General features: G+C 70.7%; 21 protein-coding genes. 7 read left to right on the top strand and 14 right to left on the bottom strand.

The features are described 5' to 3' along the window. Positions 1–58 precede the first annotated feature (58 nt). Positions 59–1,759 carry a hydantoinase B/oxoprolinase family protein gene (locus ACQP0P_RS15095; protein WP_433376552.1) on the top strand — a complete coding sequence of 567 codons (1,701 nt, stop codon included), beginning with the start codon at positions 59–61 and terminating at the stop codon, positions 1,757–1,759. On the opposite strand, the gene ACQP0P_RS15090 is transcribed toward ACQP0P_RS15095, so the two are convergent. The 4 genes from ACQP0P_RS15090 to ACQP0P_RS15075 all read right to left on the bottom strand — a co-directional run bounded on the left by ACQP0P_RS15090 (position 1,740) and on the right by ACQP0P_RS15075 (position 5,167). Then, on the bottom strand, positions 1,740–2,324 hold the full coding sequence (locus ACQP0P_RS15090; protein WP_433376549.1) for a Uma2 family endonuclease: 585 nt from the start codon (positions 2,322–2,324) through the stop codon (positions 1,740–1,742). The genes ACQP0P_RS15095 and ACQP0P_RS15090 overlap by 20 nt on opposite strands. A gap of 68 nt (positions 2,325–2,392) precedes the next feature. Next, positions 2,393–3,040: an adenosylcobinamide amidohydrolase gene (locus tag ACQP0P_RS15085; protein WP_433381884.1), complete on the bottom strand. Its 648-nt coding sequence runs from the start codon at positions 3,038–3,040 to the stop codon at positions 2,393–2,395. Between the two features lie 215 nt (positions 3,041–3,255). Further along, positions 3,256–4,029: an ABC transporter ATP-binding protein gene (locus ACQP0P_RS15080; RefSeq protein WP_433376546.1), complete on the bottom strand. Its 774-nt coding sequence runs from the start codon at positions 4,027–4,029 to the stop codon at positions 3,256–3,258. Positions 4,030–4,201: 172 nt separating this feature from the next. Then, positions 4,202–5,167 carry a FecCD family ABC transporter permease gene (locus tag ACQP0P_RS15075; protein ID WP_433381881.1) on the bottom strand — a complete coding sequence of 322 codons (966 nt, stop codon included), beginning with the start codon at positions 5,165–5,167 and terminating at the stop codon, positions 4,202–4,204. Positions 5,168–5,354: 187 nt separating this feature from the next. On the opposite strand from ACQP0P_RS15075, the gene ACQP0P_RS15070 reads away from it, so the two are divergent. Further along, entirely contained in the window at positions 5,355–5,546 is a 192-nt protein-coding gene (locus ACQP0P_RS15070) for a hypothetical protein (protein WP_433376543.1), read from the top strand. Here ACQP0P_RS15070 and ACQP0P_RS15065 read toward each other — a convergent pair. From ACQP0P_RS15065 to ACQP0P_RS15040, 6 genes are all read right to left on the bottom strand, one after another. Beyond that, positions 5,543–6,496: an ABC transporter substrate-binding protein gene (locus ACQP0P_RS15065; RefSeq protein WP_433376540.1), complete on the bottom strand. Its 954-nt coding sequence runs from the start codon at positions 6,494–6,496 to the stop codon at positions 5,543–5,545. The genes ACQP0P_RS15070 and ACQP0P_RS15065 overlap by 4 nt on opposite strands. A gap of 217 nt (positions 6,497–6,713) precedes the next feature. After that, positions 6,714–7,508 (bottom strand): Gfo/Idh/MocA family protein, encoded by a 795-nt coding sequence (locus ACQP0P_RS15060; RefSeq protein ID WP_433376536.1) that lies wholly within the window; start codon positions 7,506–7,508, stop codon positions 6,714–6,716. Between the two features lie 56 nt (positions 7,509–7,564). Beyond that, positions 7,565–7,705 (bottom strand): hypothetical protein, encoded by a 141-nt coding sequence (locus tag ACQP0P_RS15055; RefSeq protein WP_433376533.1) that lies wholly within the window; start codon positions 7,703–7,705, stop codon positions 7,565–7,567. Positions 7,706–7,739: 34 nt separating this feature from the next. Further along, a complete protein-coding gene (locus tag ACQP0P_RS15050) occupies positions 7,740–8,942 on the bottom strand; it encodes a cytochrome P450 (RefSeq protein WP_433376530.1) in 1,203 nt (400 codons plus the stop codon). Next, on the bottom strand, positions 8,929–9,945 hold the full coding sequence (locus tag ACQP0P_RS15045) for a phosphotriesterase family protein (RefSeq protein WP_433376527.1): 1,017 nt from the start codon (positions 9,943–9,945) through the stop codon (positions 8,929–8,931). The genes ACQP0P_RS15050 and ACQP0P_RS15045 overlap by 14 nt, the downstream gene beginning before the upstream one ends. 35 nt (positions 9,946–9,980) lie before the next feature. Continuing rightward, positions 9,981–10,760, bottom strand: a complete 780-nt coding sequence (locus ACQP0P_RS15040) for a phytanoyl-CoA dioxygenase family protein (RefSeq protein ID WP_433376524.1) — start codon at positions 10,758–10,760, stop codon at positions 9,981–9,983. Between the two features lie 119 nt (positions 10,761–10,879). On the opposite strand from ACQP0P_RS15040, the gene ACQP0P_RS15035 reads away from it, so the two are divergent. Both ACQP0P_RS15035 and ACQP0P_RS15030 read left to right on the top strand, forming a co-directional pair. Then, positions 10,880–11,794, top strand: a complete 915-nt coding sequence (locus ACQP0P_RS15035) for a TIGR03621 family F420-dependent LLM class oxidoreductase (RefSeq protein WP_433376521.1) — start codon at positions 10,880–10,882, stop codon at positions 11,792–11,794. Positions 11,795–11,864: 70 nt separating this feature from the next. After that, complete coding sequence (locus ACQP0P_RS15030) at positions 11,865–12,446, top strand: histidine phosphatase family protein (protein WP_433376518.1); 582 nt, start codon at positions 11,865–11,867, stop codon at positions 12,444–12,446. Positions 12,447–12,486: 40 nt separating this feature from the next. On the opposite strand, the gene ACQP0P_RS15025 is transcribed toward ACQP0P_RS15030, so the two are convergent. The 4 genes from ACQP0P_RS15025 to ACQP0P_RS15010 form a co-directional block, all read right to left on the bottom strand. Beyond that, positions 12,487–13,260 (bottom strand): hypothetical protein, encoded by a 774-nt coding sequence (locus tag ACQP0P_RS15025; RefSeq protein WP_433376515.1) that lies wholly within the window; start codon positions 13,258–13,260, stop codon positions 12,487–12,489. An 82-nt stretch (positions 13,261–13,342) separates the two neighbouring features. Next, positions 13,343–13,600 (bottom strand): hypothetical protein, encoded by a 258-nt coding sequence (locus ACQP0P_RS15020; RefSeq protein WP_433376512.1) that lies wholly within the window; start codon positions 13,598–13,600, stop codon positions 13,343–13,345. Positions 13,601–13,723: 123 nt separating this feature from the next. After that, positions 13,724–13,960, bottom strand: a complete 237-nt coding sequence (locus tag ACQP0P_RS15015) for a DUF397 domain-containing protein (RefSeq protein ID WP_030921376.1) — start codon at positions 13,958–13,960, stop codon at positions 13,724–13,726. Then, complete coding sequence (locus ACQP0P_RS15010) at positions 13,961–14,821, bottom strand: helix-turn-helix domain-containing protein (protein ID WP_433381878.1); 861 nt, start codon at positions 14,819–14,821, stop codon at positions 13,961–13,963. A 316-nt stretch (positions 14,822–15,137) separates the two neighbouring features. Between ACQP0P_RS15010 and ACQP0P_RS15005 the strand changes: the two genes are divergently transcribed. The 3 genes from ACQP0P_RS15005 to ACQP0P_RS14995 all read left to right on the top strand — a co-directional run bounded on the left by ACQP0P_RS15005 (position 15,138) and on the right by ACQP0P_RS14995 (position 19,289). Beyond that, a complete protein-coding gene (locus ACQP0P_RS15005) occupies positions 15,138–15,569 on the top strand; it encodes an ATP-binding protein (protein ID WP_350915019.1) in 432 nt (143 codons plus the stop codon). Between the two features lie 284 nt (positions 15,570–15,853). Then, positions 15,854–18,250, top strand: coding sequence for a helicase-associated domain-containing protein (locus ACQP0P_RS15000; RefSeq protein ID WP_433376507.1), 2,397 nt, complete (start codon positions 15,854–15,856; stop codon positions 18,248–18,250). A gap of 244 nt (positions 18,251–18,494) precedes the next feature. Then, entirely contained in the window at positions 18,495–19,289 is a 795-nt protein-coding gene (locus ACQP0P_RS14995; protein ID WP_433376504.1) for an ABC transporter ATP-binding protein, read from the top strand. Positions 19,290–19,311: the final 22 nt, after the last annotated feature.

Genomic DNA, 19,311 nt, shown 5'->3' with positions numbered 1-19,311 from the left:
CGCACGAGCGGTCCTCACGAGGGGTCCTCACGAGGGTCCTCACGAGGGGGCGAGTCGGTTGACGGCGGAGCCGCTGACCGCGGAGGTGCTGCGGAACGCGCTGGTGGTGGCGGCCGAGGAGGCGAGCATCGTGGTGGTGCGCTCGGCCTACTCGACGTTCATCGTCGAGGGGTCCGACGCCTCGGCGGCGATCCTCGACGCGAGTGGGCGCCTGGTCGCGCAGTCGATGGCGACCACGCTCATGAACAGCATGGCGCTGAAGGTCGCACTGCCCGAACTACTGAAGGACATCCCGGCTCCCACCATGCGGCCCGGTGACGTGTTCGTGCTCAACGACGCCTACCGGGGTGGGGTGCACACCAACGACCTGCTCGTCTACCGGCCGGTCTTCGTCGCCGGCGAGCCCGCCTACTTCACCGCGACGATGATCCACGTCTCGGACCTCGGCGGCCTGTCCGCGGGCGGCATGGCCCCGCTCGCCACCGACGTCTTCCTTGAGGGCCTGCAACTCCCCCCGGTCCTGCTGGCCACCGCGCGCGGCGTGGAACCGGCGATCGAGGCGATCCTGCGGGCCAACAGCCGCACCCCTGACAAGGTCATGGGCGATGTGCGCGCGCTCGTCGCGGGCACCGCGGTCGCCGCGGCCAGGGTCGAGGCGCTGGTCGGCGAGTACGGCCCGGCCGGACTCGCCCGGGGGATCGACGACTATCTCGACCACACCGAGACACTGACCCGCGCGGCCCTTCTCGCCCTGCCCGCCGGGCGCTACGAGGCGTCCTACCCGATCGACGACGACGGCATCGACCTCACCGTCTCGCACACCGTCAGGGTCGCGGTCACCCTGGCCCCCGGTGCGGGAGCCGTGCTCGACTTCGACGGCACCGACCCCCAGGTCCCCGCGGCGATCAACTCCTCCTCGTCGCAGTCGCTGGCCGCCGCCGTGTTCGCGATGCGCTGCTTCCTGGACCCGTCCATCGCGATGAACGACGGCTGCCTGCGGGCGATCGAGGTGCGGCTGCCACCCGGCTCGCTGCTCAACGCCCGCTCGCCCTATCCGTGCGGTGGCCGGTTCGTACCCATCTACGCGGCGATGGAGGCCGTCTTCCAGGCGCTGTCGGACGCGATGCCCGAACGCGCCATCGCGGCGAGCGGCATCCTGCAGCCCTTCTCCATCGCGGCCGTCGGGGCGCCGTACTGGATCCACCTGTCGTACGACTTCGGCGGGGTCGGCGCCCGGCAGGGCAAGGACGGCCCGGATGCGACCGGCGTGCACTTCGGCATCGGCCGCAACTCGGTACCCCAGGTCGAGCCGGTCGAGACCCGCTGCCCGCTCATCGTGGAGTCGGTGGAGACCGTCCCCGACTCCGGCGGCCCCGGCAGGCATCGGGGCGGCCTCGGCTCCCGCACGGTGATCCGCTTCCTGGCCGACGCCCACGTCACCACCCGGGGCGACCGGCTGCGCAACGCCCCGCCCGGACGCTCCGGCGGCCTGCCCGGCCGGCTCGGCGGCTTCTACCTGCGGCGCGCGGACGGCTCGCTGGAACGCCTCGACTCCAAGGTGAACAACGTCCGGTTCAGCACGGGCGAGGCGTTCGTGATCGAGACGACCGGCGGCGGCGGCATCGGCTCCCCGTATGAACGTCCCGTCGAGGAGGTCCTCGCCGACCTCGACACCGGCCGCGTCACCCCGCACGGCGCCCTCGCCGACTACGGCGTCACCCTGCCCCCAGACGGCGGGGCTACCCGCGTGGCCGGGTGAGCACGATGGGGTCGAAGGAGACCTCGAACGGCGCGAGCAGGTTCGCGACCTCTCCCGCCTCGTGTCTTTCGGCGGGTTTGTACTCGTCACCGGCGAGCTCGTGGACATGGACGGACGGGCCTTTGGACAACTCGATCCGCCAATACAGGGGAATGCCCGCGGCGGCGTAGGCGGCCCTTTTGAGGTGGCGGTCTCGCGCCTGGGTGCTCGGACTGACCACCTCGACGGCGAGGAGGATGTCGCGTGGCGCGAACATCAACTGCGTCTCGTCGACGGTCTTTGTCCGCACCACGACGAGGTCGGGGATGAAGAAATCGCGGTCACTCGCCCGGAGGTTGACATCCGGCAGTGGCTCGAACTCAGGTGGTGCGACGCCTTCGAGAATTACGAGAAGGCGAGCGATCGCACGCTGATGCAGGGGGATAGGAGAGGGACTCACCAACAGGCTCCCGTTGAAGAGCTCATAGCGGTTCCCGTCGTCGGGAAACTTGAGCAGGTCGTCGACAGTGAACGGCGGCTCTCCTTGGAGAACCGTCCGCTTGGTCGTCGGCTCCGTTGTTGCCATCGTGGTCACCTGCTCAGTATCGGGAGTCTCGCCCTCGCTCACATGCTACTTCCCGTAGTTCCATTACTTTAGGTAGTCAACACATCACGATTTGCCCACTGCTGGGCGCCCGCGCGGACGGCGGTGTGGACGGCGCGGGCGATGCGGGCGCCCCAGGTGGAGCGGGGGCCGCCGAAGAGTTCCTCCGGGCCGTGCTCGGGGACCGCCACGCAGACGGCGTCGGAGGCGGTCCCGGTGCCGGGGAAACCGACCTCCAGCAGGGCCTGGGTCTTGGCCTCGGTCACCGTCATGACCGTGTTGACCAGGGCGGCGTCGCTCATCGCGACCGGTACGGCGACGACGATGTTGATCGTTCCCGGCAGGTACATGGGGGCCAACTCGGGGTCCGGGACGCCTTCGGGGGCGGCGGCCCAGGTGGGGACGCGCAGGCCGACGGTGGCCATGACCTCCACTCCCCCGTCGGCGGCCCGGGTGAAGTGGTCGACGGAGGCGGCGGTGAGCATGCCGACCCCGGGGCCGGGCGGGGCGAGTTCCAGCAGGTGCTCCACCGGGTCCATCCGCGAGTATCCACCGACCACCTGCGCGTTGAGCGCCCAGGCGACCGGGCCGATGCCGCCGCCGACCATGGCCGAGGAGATCGCCCGCCACCCGGGACCGAACTCCCAGAGCAGCGAGGCCAGCCGGGCCCCGTCCTCCTGGCGATGGCTCAGCCTCAGGGAGACCCCGTGCGAACCTCGGAGCCGATCGAATGCGTCCGCCTGAACCTCGGACCCACTCACCCGCCCTCCGGACGAACCTCGGACCTGCCCGGGAACATCCGAAGCGCCCAGAAACTCTTCGGACGAACTCCGCACCCGCTCGGGAACACCTGGAGGAACCTCGGCTCCACGCAAAAGCCCTCCGGACGAACCTCGCGGAATCTCGGGCCCGGTCAAGGACGCTCCAGGTGGACCTCGGGCCTGCCACCGGGGCCGGTGGCGACGCGGACGCGGGCCTCGAAGTGCTCGCCGATCAGCTCTCCGGTCAGCACCTCGGCCGGGGTGCCGGAGGCGGCCACCCGGCCGCCCGAGAGCAACATCATCGAGTCAGCGTACTGGCCGGCCAGGCTCAAATCATGCAATGTCGTGATGACGGTTAGTCCGTCGGCCAGCCGGAGCCGGTCCACGAGCTCCAGCACCTGCTGCTGATGTCCCAGGTCGAGGGCGGTGGTGGGCTCGTCGAGCAGGAGCACCGGGGCCTGCTGGGTCAGCGCCCTGGCGAGCACCACGCGCTGGCGCTCGCCGCCGGACAGATGGCCGAGCCGCCGGCCGGCGAGGGGCGACAGGTCCAGCCGCTCCAGCACCGACGCGGTCACCTCGCGGTCGCGACGGCCCTCGCGGCCCAGGTAGGGGATGTACGGGGTACGCCCGAGCAGGGCGTAGTCGAACACCGTCATGTCGACCGGCAGCGCTGGAGACTGCGGGGCGTAGGCCAGCAGCCTGGCCCGGCCCCTGGGCCGCAGCCGTCTGATCGGCACGTCGTCGACGAGCACCTCGCCCTCGCAGGGCAGCACCCCGGCCAGGGCGCGCAGCAGTGTGGACTTGCCCGCGCCGTTGGCGCCGATGACGGCCAGCCAGCCGCCGTTCCTGACGTCGAGCCCGACGCCGGACAGCACGGTCCGCCGGTCCAGCACCACCGACAGGTCGTTCACCGTGAGACGGCTCACCGGACCTCCCCACCGCGCGGCACGCAGGCCGCGGTCACGTGCTCTCCATCCGCGCGGGCCGCGGTCTCGTGCTCACCGGCCGGCTGGCACGGGGCGGTCGCGTACCTCCCAGACGCGCGTACCGGTGCGGTCGCGCGCTCTCCATCCGCGCCGTACACGCGGGCCGGGGTGCTCACGTCTCCACCCGGCGGGTCATCCGCAGCACCGCCACGAAGAACGGCGCGCCGAAGAAGGCGGTCACCACTCCGATGGGCAGCTCGGCCGGGGCGAGCACGGTCCTGGCGATCAGGTCGGCGAGGACCAGGAAGGCGGCCCCGGCGATCAGCGAGATCGGCAGCACGACCCGGTACGAGGAACCGGTCAGGCGGCGGACCACGTGCGGCACGACGATGCCGACAAAGCCGATCAGCCCGCTGACCGCGACGGCCGCCGCAGTGGCCAGGGAGGCGGCGAACAGCACGACGAGGCGGACCCTGGCGGCGTTCAGGCCGAGGGTGACCGCCTCGTCGTCACCGACCGAGAGCACGTCGAGCAGCCTGCCGTGCAGCAGCATGACCGTCACCGAGACGACCGCGTACGGGGCCACCAGCGTGACCTGACTCCAGCCGCCGCCGACGTTGCCGAGGATCCAGGCGTAGATGCGCTGGAGCTCCTCCACCCTGAGCTGCTGCAGGAACGTCTGGATGGCGGTGAGGAAGGAGGTGACCGCCACGCCCGCGAGGACCAGCGTGGCGGTGCCGCCGCCCCGGCCCGCCGCGTTGCCCAGCGCGTAGGCGAGCAGGACGCCGCCGACGGCGCCGACGAAGGCCGCGGCGGGGATGCCGATCGCCTCGCCGTCGCCCTTGGTGAGGACGATCGCCGCCGTGGTCGCCAGACCGGCGCCCGCCGCGGCTCCCAGCAGGTAGGGGTCGGCCAGCGGGTTGCGGAAGACTCCCTGGTAGCCGGCTCCCGCGACGGCCAGCAGGCCGCCGACGATCGCGGCGAGCAGGACCCTGGGCAGCCGTATCTCGGCCAGCAGGCTCAGTTCGACCGGGGCCAGCCCGGAGTCGGCCGAGACGAACGGCAGCCAGTCGAGCAGTTGGAGCAGCACACTGCGCGGCGCGATGTCCGCGGCACCGACCAGCAGCCCGGCGAGCATGCTCGCCAGGAGCAGGGCCACGGCCGCGACCGTCACCGCCGGGCTGAGCCGGGCCGCCTGCCCGCCCGCGACACCGGCCTTCCGAGCCGCACCGGCGCCGGGCGGGAACGGCTCCTTCCCGGCCCCCAGGCGGGACGGCCCCGAGGTACCGGTACCGGAGACGGCACCGGCAGGAGACGGTTCCGGCATGTCGGTGCCCGGACGGGGCGGCCCCGACGTACCCGTGGCCGGAGTGGCCGCGTCAGGAGGAGACGGTTCCGGCCGGGTACGGGACGGTGCCGAGGTGGCGTTGCCCGCCTTCGGGGTGCCGGAGTCGCGGGGCGGCCCGTCCGTGCCGCCGCCGGGGACGCCCAAGGAGCGGGGGAGATCTGTCAACTAGCTGGCCGCGGCCTTCTGAACGGCCTCGCCGACCTGCTTGGCGAGGTCCACGACGCGCGGCCCCCAGCGGGAGGCGATGTCGTCGTCGAGGAGGATGACCTGGTCGTTCTTGATGGCCGACAGCTTGGACCAGCCCGGACGCTTGGCGAGGGTGTCCTTCGACTGGCCGCAGCACTTGGTGTCGGCCAGGAAGACGAGGTCGGGGTCGGCCTGCGCGACGAACTCGGCGGAGAGCTTGGGGTAGCCACCCGCCGCGTCGGGGGCCTTGTCGGCGATGTTGGTCAGGCCGAACAGCCCGTAGATCTGGCCGATGAAGGTGGTGGAGGTCGCCGCGTAGGGGGTGACGTCCAGCTCGTGGTAGTAGGTGAGCTTCGCGTCCTTCGGTGCGGCGGCGGCGAGCTCGTCGATCTGCTTCTTCATCTGCGCGGCGAGTTCGGTGGCCCGCTCGCCGTTGCCGGTGGCGGCACCGAGGTCGGTGATCTGGTCGTAGGTCTCGTCGAGTTCGGTGGCGGCGGGCTCCAGCAGCACCGGTACGCCGACCTTGCCCAGCGCGGCCACGATGCCGTCGATGTCATTGGAGAGCACGACCAGGTCCGGCTTCTGGGCGATGATCGCCTCAACGTTCGGCTTGAAACCGGAAAGCTCGCTCTTCGGCGCTTCCGCGGGGTGGTTGGACTGGTCGTCCACCGCGATGACCTGTGCTCCCGCGCCGATCGCGAACAGGCTCTCGGTGGCGGCGGGCGAGAGCGAGACGACCCGCTCGGGCCTGCTCTCGATGGTGACGGAGCCGTTGCCCGCCTCGACGGTGACGGGGAAGCCCGCCGCCGAGGGAGTCGCGGCGGCGCTCGCGGAGGCGGTGGTAGGCGAGGTCGCGGGGGAGGTCTGGCCGCATCCGGCGAGGGTCAGTGCGGCGAGCAGGGCACCGGCGAGGGCGCTGCGTACGGGCCTCAAGGGAGGTCCTTTCAGTTACCGGAACCGAGGGACCCAGACAAGGACGGGTCACCCTTTTCCACGAGGGTCGGCGTCGACGACGCGGCGGAGGCGACCTGGCTCGACCCACGAGGGGCCATGACAGTTGCGGGACAGCGCCGGACTCACACCGGACTTCGCTCACACCACGCGTTGGACGAACGCTATCAACTCCCCCGAACAGCCTCCATGCCGCCTCTCAGCCGAGCTGCTCCTCGGCGGCGGCGATGATCTCCTGCAGGCGCAGGCCGTGCGCGGCGTCCAGGGGGTGGCCGCCACCGCGCCGCACGGTCCGCTCGAACTCCATGAGCATGAGGGAGAAGACGTCGGAGCCCAGCCGGGTGTCGTCCATGGTCTCCCGGCCGAGGCGGCCGTAGATCTCGACGTCGGAGGGCGGGCTCTCACCCGGCACGCTCATGCACAGCGACGCCTCGCTGACCGCGCCGGTCTCGTGCTCCAGCAGCAGGCCGACCCAGCCCAGCGGGTTGCCGTGGGCGCGGACCCCGACGACCCTGCCGAGCGCGGCGTCCAACATGTCGATCATGTGCGGGCCGACGTCGAGGATCGCGCCGCGCTCCAGTCGCCAGGAGGTGGCGAAGGCCCCGCCGAGCATCGCCCCCGAGATGTTGGCCGCCCGGCCGCCGAACGGCTCGATGGCCGAGACCCTGGCCAGGAAGGCCCGGGTGGCGGGCGAGTAACGCCAGGTGAGGACCATCTGCGAGGCCACGCCCGCCTCGGCGACCGCCTCGGCCAGCCGCCGTGCGCCGTCCAGATCGGCGGCGAGCGGTTTCTCCAGCAGCAGTGCCTTGCCCGCCTTGGCGGCGAGCACGCCGAGCTCCGCCTGGACGGCGGGCGGCACCGAGAACGCGACCGCCTCGCAGTTGTCGAAGAGTTCATCGATCCGCTCGAAGACCGGAGCACCGAACCTGGCCGCGGCCTCGGGGCGACGGGCCCACACCCCCGCCAGACGTGTGTTCGGACCAGCCGCCAACATTGGCGCGTGCACCATCTCGGCCCACGGTCCGGCACCTACCAGACCCACAGATAACGTCACGGATCCAGTTTCGCACGCTCCCAGGCCCTGATCGCGTGCTCCGGACGGTGCGCCGTCGTCCCGCTGTAGGCCACGATCGTCTGGCCGGTCACGCACCGCGCCTCATCCGAGGCGAGGAACGCGACCGGCGCCGCCACGTCGTCCGGCTCCGCCGCCCGAGGTCGAAGCGCGTCACCATTCCACGTTCAGCGCGGTCAGGCCCCGCCCGACCAGCGACGTGCGGTAGGTGACCGGCGGTCCGCCGGATGCCAGGCGGAGCCCCGGGAGACGGCGCCCCAGCACCTTCAGCGCGGTACGGAGCTGCAGGCGGCCGAGCGCGGCCCCCACGCAGAAATGGATGCCGTAGCCGAGCGTCATGTGCGCGTCGGCGTTGCCACGGTCGATCCGGAACTCGTCCGGCTCGTCGAATACGCGCTCGTCGTGGGCCGCGGAGTCGGTGGAGAGCAGGCAGAGCGAGCCCTTCGGGATGGTCACGCCGTGCATCTCCACATCGACGGCGGCGTACCGGAAGGAGCCGAGGCTGGCACCGTCGATGCGCATGCACTCCTCCACCGCGTTCTGCACCAGCTCGGGCGGCACCGGCCAGATCTCCTCGCGCAGCAGCCTGAACACGCTGTTGCCAAGCTGGTTGGGTACGGTGTCGTTGCCGCCGAGCAGGATCGTGGAGATCAGCTCGACGACCTCGCGGTGCGACAGCTCGGTGCCGATCAGCGAGGTCATCAGCGAGACGAAGTCGTCGCGCGGCGCGGCGGCGCGGGAGGCGACCAGCTTGTCGACGTAGTCGAGGTAGGTCAGGAAGCTCGTCGCCAGCACCAGCTGGCGCTCGGGCGGCTGCGGCGACAGGAAGAGCTGGAACCAGTCCTTCACGTGCTCCTTGACGAAGGCCTCGCCCTCCTCGGGGACGCCGATGAAGCGGGCGGTGAGCTTGACCGAGGGCACGTGCGCGATCTCCGCGACCAGATCTCCCCCGCCACTCGGGATCACCCGGTCGAGCACCTCCTCGTTCAGGTCGCGGAAGCGCTGTTCCATCGCGGCGACGGCGCGCGGGGTGAAGGCGCGCGAGACCGAGCGGCGCAGCCGGGTGTGGGTGGGCGGGTCGACGTTGGCCACGAAGCTGGACAGGAACGAGCCGTGCTCGCCCAGCACCCGCCTGGTCTCGTCGGCGAGGCTGCGGGAGATCGTCAGCGAGCCCTCGGAGGAGAAGCGCCGGGGATCGCCGTAGGCGGCGCGCACGTCCTCGTGCCGGCTGATGACGTAGGCGCCCAGGTGCTCGCTGTAGAACACCGGACGCTCGTCGCGGAGTCTGCGCAGGAAGTCGTAGGGCGCGGCGACGTGCCAGGCCGCGCTGACGTCGAAGTCCTCAGCGGTAATCATGACCTGCCTCTCGGTACGGCTCGCGCCGGGCGAGGATCCGACGGGGGTTGGCGATGAGCATCAGGTCGATCTGCTCGGAGGTGACGCCTCGCCTGCGGAGCTCGGGCAGTACCTCCCTGGAGATGTGCAGCAGGTGGTAGTTGGGGTGTCGTCGCCGTACGACGTCGGCGTCGAAGCGGTCGTTGAAGCAGTAGGAGTCATGGGACAGCACCATCCGGTCCGCGTGGCCGCGCGCGGCGAGTTCGGCGACGATCGCCACCCGGTTCTCGAACGAGCTGATCGTCTCGATACCGAACCTGTCCATGCCCAGGTATGAGCCGTTCGCGATGAGTTCTTCCAGGTAGGTGACGTCTGTTGTGTCTCCGGCATGCCCGATGACGACCCTGGAGAGGTCCACGCCCAGCCGGGCCAGCAGCCTCTGCTGCGCCAGGCCGCCGCCCGAGGCGCTGTGCGAGTGGGTGGAGATCGGCACCCCGGTCTCCAGGTGCGCCTCGGCGACCGCGCGGAAGACCCGCTCACAGTTGGCGGTCATGCCGAGGTGGTCGGTGGCGCACTTGAGGACGCCGGCCTTCACCCCGGTACGGCCGATCCCCTCGGTGATGTCCCTGACGAAGAACTCGGCCAGCCGGTCGGCGCCGCCGAACAGCGAGCCCGGCCCGCGGTTGCCGAAGTAGGGCGGGAGCGCGTCGTAGGTGTAGAGGCCGGTGGCGACCACGATGTTGACCTCGGTCAGCTCGGCCACCCGTTGCACCGCGGGCACGTAGCGGCCCAGGCCGACCACGGTCAGGTCGACCACCGTGTCGATGCCGTGCCGTTTCAGGTCGTTCAGCTTGGCCGCGGCCTCCTGGGCACGCGCTTCGAGGTCCCAGCCCTCGGGGATGTCCGGCCAGTTCCACAGGATCTCCGGGCTGAGCCCGAAGACGTGCTCGTGCATGAGCGTCGCGCCCGGGTCCTCGATGGGGCCGGCGACCGTCTCGACACTCCGGACAGATCCGTCACTCATACCTGGTCACCACTCCTCGCTCGTCGCCGCCCCGTTCACGCGTGCGCGACGACCGGGAACCTCGGGTGTTCGAACGGCTGGTTGACGACCAGCCCCAGGCCGTCGGTCTGCCCGTACGGCGTCCCGGTGTAGAGCGCGTCCGCGTCGAAGTAGGTGACCGTGAACGACAACCTGGCGCCGTCCCTGCGGTTGGCGGCCGCCCCGTGGACGGTCAGCGCGTGGTGCACCGTCGCGTCCCCGGCCGCGAGGTCCAGCGGCGGTGAGATCTCCAGCTCCTTCAGCCACGGGTGCTGGCTGAGCTGGTCGTCACCGTCCCTGGCGAAGGAGCGGCCCAGCAGGCCGTACCGGTGGGAACCGCACAGGAACCGGAGCGAGCCCATGTCCGCGGGCACGTCCACCAGGGCCAGCCAGACGGTGAGCATGGCCGAGCGGTCCATCGGCATCCACGGGAAGTCCTGGTGGAACTCGGTGGCGCCGTGCCCGCCGTCCGGCTCCTTGATCAGCAGGTTGGTCACCTGGATCCGTACCCCGGCCACCCTGTGCAGCAGCCGGGTGGCGCCGCGGCCGAGAGCCGGGGCGAAGGCCAGGTCCCGGAAGTGCTCGTCGGTCTCGGCGATGTCCCTGGACTGGCCGAACGCCTGGTCGACCTTGGAGGTGACCACCCGCGAGCGCTCGGCGAGGTGTTCCCGGGCACGGTCCCGGAGCAGGGCCACGTAGCCGCCTTCGACCAGGCGTGGCAGCCTTACCCAGCCGTTGTCCGCGAAGAAGGCGACCTCGTCGTCGGTCACCTCGCGGACCAGGTTGTCGTCAGCCATTGCCTCAGTGTCGAACCTCACACTCACTAAAGCAAGCGCTTGGTAATAACAGCCGCCTTTCCGGGCCCGGACGGCACATCTATGCTTAGCAAGCGCTTGGTCGAACAGAGGGGATGCCGATGGATCGCCCGTTCCGGTTCGCCGCCGTGATCCGCGAAGCCGGCTCGGCCAGGGCCTGGGCCGACAAAGCACGCCGCCTGGAGGGCTCGGGCTTCGACGTGCTGCTCGTCCCCGACCATCTGGTCGGTCCCCGCTTCGCGCCGGTCGCGGCGATGACCGCGGCGGCGTGCGCCACCAGCCGCCTGCGGGTCGGCACGCTGGTGTTCGCCAACGACTTCCGCCACCCCGCGGTGCTCGCCAAGGAGGCCGCCACCGTCGACCTGCTCTCCGAGGGCCGCCTGGAGCTGGGCCTCGGCACCGGCTGGCTGGCCGCCGACTACGCCGGTGCCGGGCTGGCGTTCGAGCCGCCGGGGGTCAGGGTGGACCGGCTGGCCGAGGCGATCACCGTGCTCAAGGGCCTGTGGGCGGACGGCCCCTTCACCTTCCACGGCAGGCACTACCGGATCACCGCCCTGGACCAGACCCCCAAGCCCCTGAGCCGCCCCCATCCTCGGCTGTTGCTCGGCGGCGGCGGCCCGCGCATGCTCGGGCTGGCCGCCCGCGAGGCCGACGTGATCAACCTCGGCATGCGGGTACGCGCCGACGGCACCGGCCCCGACGGCGCGGACGGCGGTCTGGACGCCTTCCTCGCCAAGATCGACCTGGTACGGCGGGCCGCGGTCGGCCGCTACGACCGGATCGAGCTCGGCACCAGCGTGCAGCAGCTCGGCGTCCGCAAGCGGGACGAGCCGTGGAGCGCCGCCGACTCCTCCCGGCAGGACGAGACTCCGCAGGTGCTGCTCGGCACCCGCCAGGACATCGTCGACAAGCTCCGCCACTGGCGCGACACCCACGACCTGTCCTATTTCGTACTCCACCACGAACGTGACCTGGACGCCTTCGTCCCGGTCGCCGAGGAGCTCGCGGGGCGCTGACCCGCGACGCTTCGGGGTCCCGGAGCTCCGGGGCGTGCGCGACGGACAGCCGGCGGCATGATTGGGCATCATGGACCAGATGATTCTGCTGCGGCACGGCGAGACCGAGTGGAGCCGAGACGGCCGGCACACCGGGCGCACCGATCTACGACTGACCGTCAGAGGCGAGGACCAGGCGCGGGCACTGGCCCCGCTGATCTCGGACCGGGCGTTCGGCCTCGTCCTGGTCAGTCCGGCCCGGCGCGCCGGGGACACCGCCGAGCTCGCCGGAATCAAGGACTACGAGACAGATCCCGACCTGTGGGAATGGGACTACGGCGGCTACGAGGGCATCACCACCCTGGAGATCCGCGAGAGGCGCCCCGGCTGGTACCTGTGGCGCGACGGCGTCGTCCCCGGCGACGCCGAGCACCCCGGCGAGAGCGCGGAGCAGGTCGGCGCCCGCGCCGACCGGGTGATCGCCCGAGCCCTGGCCGCGGACGGCGACGTGGTCCTGGTCGCCCACGGGCACTACCTGCGGGTGCTGTGCGCCCGCTGGCTCGGCCTGCCGCCGACCGACGGCCGCCTGTTCCGCCTGGACACCGGCACCTACTCCCGGCTCGGCTTCGAGCGCGACGAGCCGGTCGTCCTCACCTGGAACGCGCCCGTCTGACCCCTTGGATCCCCCTTTCCACCGTGACAGCCCCTCCTCCTCACCGGAGGTCGGCCTGGATCGGGGCAAGGCGGGAGCCGGGGAAGGGCGCCAGCAGGGTCTCCCGCCACGGGCCCGCCAGAAACTCCCTGGCCCGGCTGCTCCAGTCGAGCAGCCGGGCGTCCGGCTCCACCTCGTCGTCCAGGCCGAGCGCCGCGTCCCTGGACCGCTGGAGCGCCAGGTGGTCGTCCAGCGTCATGCCCCAGACGGTGACGACCTCGGTGTCGCAGAACAGGACCTCGTACAGACCGATCGGGCGGTGGCCGTGGTCGGCGAGAACGGGCGCGCGCTCCTCACGGACGGCGTCGAGGTAGTCCAGCGCGGCCCCGGGCCGCACCTGGGCGCTCTCGAACAGGTAGAACGGGGCCGCGTAGCCCTCGGCGGTGATGTCGGCGAGGGCCGGGCTGCCGCGCACGGCGCCCAGTGGCCGGGAGAAGGCGGAAAAACGCAGGTCGTCGATGTCGGAGAGGAAAAGCCTGCCGTCGACGCCGTCGTAGATGTTCATCATCTGCCGCCAGCCGCCGTCCCAGCCGCCGTGGCAGTCCCAGAGCGTGACCGCCTTGAACTGAGGGTGGCCGGTGATGCCGACGGCGTAGAAGGCGCCCACCAGGTCGATGTCCCTGGATCTGATCGACAGTCCCCGGGTCAGTTCCGGGGTGTCGAGGGCCTCGTCTTCCTTCTTGTAGCGGGTGAGCCAGGTGAGGTACTCCAGCGGCCTGCGGGAGTTCATCGGCCGGAAGTCGACCTCTTCGATCAGGTAGATGCCTCGCCGCACGGTAAGCGCCTCCTCAACCCAAGCGAATGCTTGGTTGAACACTAGTTGAGGAGGATCACGCCGTACAACGTGAGGACCTCGGTCAGGCGGCCGCCGCGGCGGGCTGCGGACCTCGCCCCGTCAGCCATTCGAGGACCCGGCGGTGCCCCTGGCAGGCGTCCTCGAAGTGACCCCAGCGCCAGTAACGTGGCTGGTCGCGCACTCCGGTGACCCATGTGCGGTAGGACACCGGAGTGGACGCACCCTCCCCCGTTGCCGCCGAGGCGACGCCGTAAGTGCGGATTACGACGCGCCCGCCTGGCGCGAACAGCACGTCGTCGGCCACCGGGTACAAGGTCATCTGGTCGAGCACGGCTTGAGCCCCCAATCACTGTGATCTCAAACTCTTCCGTGCCGTTCCACTCTCCCGGTTACACGACCGGCGCGGCTCGGTTAACCCGGCGGCCTTGAGGTAAAAACGGTGTTACACCGTTAAACCGTCGAACTCCCCATCCTTCACCCCGAGCACCAGGGCACGGATCTCGTCCCTGGTGTAGATCAGGGCAGGCCCCTCGGGAAAACGCGAGTTTCGGACCGCGATGCTGCCATCCGAAAGTTCGGCAAGCTCGACGCAGTTACCCGTCGAGTTGCTGTAGCGGCTCTTGCGCCAGCTGGCCCCGGCAAGGTCAGTGGCCGGCATGCCGTTGTAGGTCTGCTCCATTTACATCTCTCTGAGAAGGTCGCCGAGGATCTCGGCGGTGCCCCCGGGCGTGGTGCTTTCCACGCACAACTGCTCCATGGCCGTGAGGTATGGATCGATGTCCTCACGTTTGTCCAGGTAGAGGGCACCCCAGAGCTGCTCGACATAGACGACGTCCGACAGGTCGGACTCGGGAAACCGCAAGATGCTGAACGCACCACCCTCGGCCGCGTGCATGCCGAATCGGAAGGGCATCACCTGGAGGGTGATGTTGGGAAGCGTGGCCACTTCCAGCAGGTGCTGGATCTGCTCACGCATCGTCTCCTTACCTCCGATGGGACGCCTCAGGGCCGCCTCGTCGATGACCGCCCACAACCGAGGGCCGTCCTTCTTCGTTAAGCGATCCTGCCGCTGCATGCGCATATGCACACGACGCTCGATCTCCGCCTCCGGCACGTCCGGGTAGCCCAACCGGATCACGGTGCGCGCGTAGGCGGATGTCTGCAGCAGGCCGGGAATGAACTGCACCTCGTAGGTGCGGATCATGTTCGTCGCCTCCTCCAGCCCCACGTAGGTGGTGAACCAGTTCGGCAACAGGTCGCCGTACTTGTGCCACCAGCCGGGGGTGTTCGCCTCGCGGACCATCTCCAGCAGGCCGCGCCGTTCTGCGTCGTCGAGCACGCCGTACAGGGTGAGCAGGTCTTCCACGTCACGCGTCTTGAAGCCGACGCGGCCGAGTTCCATACGGCTGATCTTGGACTCTGAGGCACGGATGTGAAATCCCGCCACCTCACGGGCGAGCCCCTTCTCCTCACGCAGCCGGCGCAGACTCGCGCCGAGCATGATGCGCCGGACAGTGGAACCGGTACCGGGCGGATCCATGGACACGTGATGCTCCTCGCTCGCTTTCCTGATCGACAGTCTGTCACTTCGCGGCCGAAGAATCCCTGGCCACGATCAAGATCCCCTTTCGTCCAAAATTACCCAATCACCGGTAACGGTAGCGGTTGCACACACCTTATGCACGTGCATTCGCTCTTGCACCTGCACGGGAGTTTGCACCATGATTGCGACTGTGCAGTCCGCCCAAACCGCGCCCCCCCGAGCGTCAACGTCATGGACGGCCCTCGACTGGTGGCCCCCCGCAGGCTGGTGGCCCGACTCCGCGCGCGATCTTCTCCCCGGATCCCCGGCAGTCATGGCCAGCGCCACCTTCGTGCTCCCGCCACACGCCGAGTCCGTCCACTCCGCCCGCAGCTTCGCGACGGGCACCCTCACCGGCTGGAACCTCGGCGAGCTGGGCGAGAACATGGAGCTGGTCGTCTCGGAACTGGCGACCAACGCCCTCAGACACGGCCTCCGGCTCGCCGAGTCACGCGCCAGGGAGCCGATCCGGCTCTCCCTGATCCGGCGGGGCAATCTGGTCACCTGCACGCTCAACGACCCGGGAGCCGGCTTCCCCGCGCTCCGCGATCCTTCGCCACTCGACATCGGCGGCCTCGGACTGCACATCGTCGAGTCACTGAGCCTCCGCTGGGGCTGGGCACCGCTGGCCCCGTACGGCAAGATTGTCTGGGCCGTCCTGCGGACCGGCCTTCGTGAGGATCCCGCCCCCCTCGACCGCCCGTAGACCCACGAACGCCCACCCGCGCGTCCGTTCCCCACCCCGCTCCTTCACCACCTCCACCGACCTCTTCCGGACGGCGCCGCCTCTTCCCCTCAAGGGCGCCAATCGGTCCCGGGGCCACCGCTCCTCCCTCTCGGTGGCCCCGGGACCGGTTAGAACCGGATGGAGACCTCATATAACGCGTCGCATTCTGCGCGGTAGATGCCGTCAGCGATGCCCTCTGCATTACCGTGGATGTTTATGGCTCACGGAGAGTCCCCGCGCGAGATTCCTGAGAGAGCTGCGAGATGGACGATCACCTGCTCGGCTGGTTGAAAACCCTCGACGAAGAACGGCTCGCCCGAGTTCTGGCCAACCGGCCGGACGCCATCGCCCCGCCGTGGCCGCGCCGCCTGGACACCCTGGCGCAGCGACTGGGCAACGGGTTCGCGGTGATGGAGGTCATGCGCGGCCTGCCGCTGCCCTCCCTGGAGGTGGCGCAGGCCGCACTGACCCTCGGCGAGCAGGCCGGGCCGGAGACGGTGGCCCGGTTCATGGACGTGCCCGAGGCCGAGGTGGCGCCCTGGCTCGACCTGCTGTTCGACCACGCTCTGGCGTGGCCGGACAGTGAGGGCCGTATCCGGGTGGCCGAGGGGCTCGCCCGGTGGTGGACCGCCCCCTGCGGGCTCGGTGAACCGCTCCCCGACTACCTGAACTCCTGGACGGTCAGCGCCGACGCGCTACGCGCGCTGGCCAGGACCCTGGGCCTGCCGCACGGCCCGAAGCGGCGTACGGTCGCCAGGGTCACCGAGATCCTCTCCGACTCCCACCGGGTGACCGCGCTGCTGGAGAAGGCTCCCGAGGGCGCGCGGCGGCTGCTTGAGGAGTTCGCCTGGGACGGTCCTGTCCGCGACGTGGACGGCGGCGAGTTCGTGGTGCCGGGGTCTCCCGAGAAGTGGGCCGCCGATCACGGGCTGCTCTTCCGCCCCAGCTGGAATGTGGCCGAGATGCCCCGTGAGGTGGCGCTCGCGCTGCGCGGCCCCGACTACCACCCGCCCTTCACCCCCGTCCCGCCCGACCTCGCCACGCTCCCCGTCGACCCCGAGGCCGTCGACCACCTGATGACCCTGGCCGCGCCACACGTGGTGGAGCGCTGCGCCGCCATGCTGGAGAACACCGCGAAGTTCCCGCTGCCGCTGCTCAAGGCCGGCGGGGTGGGTGTGCGCGAGGTCCGGCGGGTGGCCAAGGACACCGGCTGCGACGAGGACGAGACCCGGCTGCTGCTGGAGGTCTGCGCGGTGGCCCGGCTGCTGGCCTGGGACGACTCCGCCGGCGGGCTGGTGCCCACCGAGAAGTTCGACCGCTGGCGGCTGGACGACGCGGCCGCCAGGCTCAGGGTGCTGCTGTCGGCGTGGTGGCGGATGGAGCGCTCGTCGCTCCGGAAGGTCGACGGCAAGTACGGCACGGTGCTCGGCGACGATCCCGCCGGGGCCATGGTCGCCCGCGCCCGGCGGGCGGTGCTCGGCGTGCTGGCCCGCCTGCCCGCCAGCACCGCGTGCGTCGACCTGGCCGGGCTGGTCGAGTCCGCGTACTGGCACGCCCCGCTGCTGGACCGGTCGCTGCTGGCCGAGTGCGCTCCCGCCGTGCTGGCGGAGGCCCGGATGCTCGGGCTGGTCGCCCTCGACACGATCACCGACCTCGGCCGCGCGATGGCCGGGCTGGACGCCTTCCCCGGCGACGAGATCGACGACTCCGCGCCCCTGGTGGAGAACGACCCCGTGCTGGTCGAGTGCTCCACCAGGGCGCTGGCCAGCGTGCGGCGGAGCGCGCTCTTCGGCGCCGACCTCACCGCGGTGGTCACCGGCCCGCCCGCCGGCGAGCTCGCCGAACTGCTCGACCGGGCCGCCGAGCGCGAGTCGCGCGGCGCGGCCTCGGTCTGGCGGTTCACCCCGGCCAGCGTGCGCCGGGCCATGGACACCGGCTACACCGCCGAGGGTCTGCTGACGGACCTCGCCGAGGTGGGCAGGGTGCCGCAGCCCCTCGAGTACCTGATTCACGACGTGGCCAGGCGGCACGGCGAGGTCACGGTGACCACCGTCGCCTGCATCGTGCAGGCCTCCGACCCGGTGCTGCTGGCCGAGATCGCCGGGCACCGGCGGCTGGGCAGGCTGGGCCTGCGGCTGCTCGCCCCGACCGTGCTGGCCAGCGCGATGCCCGCCGACAGGACCCTGGCGGCGCTGCGGGAGAACGGCTACGCGCCGGTGCCCATCGAGGACACCGGGGAGATCACCATCCGCAGGGCCCGTGTCGAGGAGCCGCGGAACGGGCGGCTGATCCTGCTGCCCGGGGGCAGGGTGGCCGAGTTCGAACAGCCCCCGTACCCGCTGGTGGAGCCACCGCCGGACCCTCGCGAGCACGCCCAGCGCCTGCTCGTCGCCGAGGGCCAGGCCGCCCAGTCCGGCGGCAGGACCTGGGCGGTCATCGGCCGCATGGCCTCCCGCCTGCCGACCGCCCAGCAGTCGCTGCTCGGCTTCGTCGTCGATCGGGGCGTGCGGGCGGCGATCACGCTGACCGACGGCCTGACCGCCACCGTCAGCCACGGCGAGCTGCGCAGCGGCGTGCTCGACGCGTGGTGCGAGGAGGCGGGCGACTACCTGGAGTTCCCGCTGGCCGACATCATCGAGGTCCGCGGCGCCTACGCCTGATCCCCGGCCGCTCCACCTCGTAGGCCTACCAGGTCTGCCGTCTCGGCTCCGCTCCCGCACGCGGCGAGGGCGAACACGAGGCCGAGGCCGGCGACCATGAATTCCCGCCAGGGACATTTCCCTTTCTAAAGGATAGGCTTACCTAAATGGCTAATCTATTAGATTAGCCTTACCTTAGTTGTGTCGACGGGAAGGGGCACTCGGTGAGTAGGGACGTCGTGGCCACGGCCGAGAGGAAACGACGTTGAGACTGTACGGCACCGGCCTGACCCTCTGCTACGACAAGCGCGTGGTGGCCAGAGACCTGGACGTCACGATCCCCGACGGGTCGTTCACCGTGATCATCGGCCCCAACGCGTGCGGCAAGTCCACGATGCTGCGCGCCCTGGCCCGGATGCTCAAGCCCCGCGCGGGGGCGGTCCACCTGGACGGATCCGTGATCACCTCGCTGCCCTCCAAGGAGGTGGCGCGCAGGCTGGGCCTGCTGCCGCAGAGTTCGATCGTGCCCGACGGCATCACGGTCGCCGACCTGGTGGGCCGGGGCCGCTACCCGCACCAGCGGATGATGCGCCAGTGGTCCCGCGAGGACGAGGCCGCGGTGGCGGCGGCCATGGAGTCGACGGACGTGACCGAGCTGGCCGACCGCTGCGTGGACGAGCTCTCCGGCGGCCAGCGCCAGCGCGTCTGGCTGGCCATGGCGCTGGCCCAGGAGACCCCGATCCTGCTGCTCGACGAGCCGACCACCTTCCTGGACATCGCCCACCAGATCGAGGTGCTCGACCTCTGCGCCGACCTGCACGAGCGGGGCAGGACCCTGGTCGCCGTGCTGCACGACCTGAACCAGGCCTGCCGCTACGCCACCCACCTGATCGTGATGCGCGACGGCCGGATCGTCGCCGAGGGCGACCCCTCCACGATCGTCACGGCCGACCTGGTACGGGAGGTCTTCGAGCTACGCTGCGAGATCATCGAGGACCCGCAGAGCGGCACCCCGCTGATCGTCCCCGAGACCCGCCGCCGCGCTCCCGCCAGGACATAGGCGCGGGACCGCACCCTGGAGG

The sequence above is a fragment of the Streptosporangium sp. CA-115845 genome, from assembly GCF_050943795.1.
Taxonomy (GTDB): Bacteria; Actinomycetota; Actinomycetes; order Streptosporangiales; family Streptosporangiaceae; genus Streptosporangium.
Note: the sequence above shows the minus strand (reverse complement) of the source record. Positions and strands in the feature narration are given on the sequence as shown.

Excerpts from the sequence above, each read along its gene's own strand:
- ACQP0P_RS15090 (WP_433376549.1), bottom strand. The coding sequence starts at position 2,324 with ATGGCAACAACGGAGCCGACGACCAAGCGGACGGTTCTCCAAGGAGAG.
- ACQP0P_RS15075 (WP_433381881.1), bottom strand. The coding sequence starts at position 5,167 with ATGCTCGCCGGGCTGCTGGTCGGTGCCGCGGACATCGCGCCGCGCAGT.
- ACQP0P_RS15070 (WP_433376543.1), top strand. The coding sequence starts at position 5,355 with ATGTCGGTGCCCGGACGGGGCGGCCCCGACGTACCCGTGGCCGGAGTG.
- ACQP0P_RS15060 (WP_433376536.1), bottom strand. The coding sequence starts at position 7,508 with ATGTTGGCGGCTGGTCCGAACACACGTCTGGCGGGGGTGTGGGCCCGT.
- ACQP0P_RS15050 (WP_433376530.1), bottom strand. The coding sequence starts at position 8,942 with ATGATTACCGCTGAGGACTTCGACGTCAGCGCGGCCTGGCACGTCGCC.
- ACQP0P_RS15045 (WP_433376527.1), bottom strand. The coding sequence starts at position 9,945 with ATGAGTGACGGATCTGTCCGGAGTGTCGAGACGGTCGCCGGCCCCATC.
- ACQP0P_RS15040 (WP_433376524.1), bottom strand. The coding sequence starts at position 10,760 with ATGGCTGACGACAACCTGGTCCGCGAGGTGACCGACGACGAGGTCGCC.
- ACQP0P_RS15035 (WP_433376521.1), top strand. The coding sequence starts at position 10,880 with ATGGATCGCCCGTTCCGGTTCGCCGCCGTGATCCGCGAAGCCGGCTCG.
- ACQP0P_RS15030 (WP_433376518.1), top strand. The coding sequence starts at position 11,865 with ATGGACCAGATGATTCTGCTGCGGCACGGCGAGACCGAGTGGAGCCGA.
- ACQP0P_RS15020 (WP_433376512.1), bottom strand. The coding sequence starts at position 13,600 with ATGACCTTGTACCCGGTGGCCGACGACGTGCTGTTCGCGCCAGGCGGG.
- ACQP0P_RS15015 (WP_030921376.1), bottom strand. The coding sequence starts at position 13,960 with ATGGAGCAGACCTACAACGGCATGCCGGCCACTGACCTTGCCGGGGCC.
- ACQP0P_RS15010 (WP_433381878.1), bottom strand. The coding sequence starts at position 14,821 with ATGGATCCGCCCGGTACCGGTTCCACTGTCCGGCGCATCATGCTCGGC.
- ACQP0P_RS15005 (WP_350915019.1), top strand. The coding sequence starts at position 15,138 with ATGGCCAGCGCCACCTTCGTGCTCCCGCCACACGCCGAGTCCGTCCAC.
- ACQP0P_RS15000 (WP_433376507.1), top strand. The coding sequence starts at position 15,854 with ATGGACGATCACCTGCTCGGCTGGTTGAAAACCCTCGACGAAGAACGG.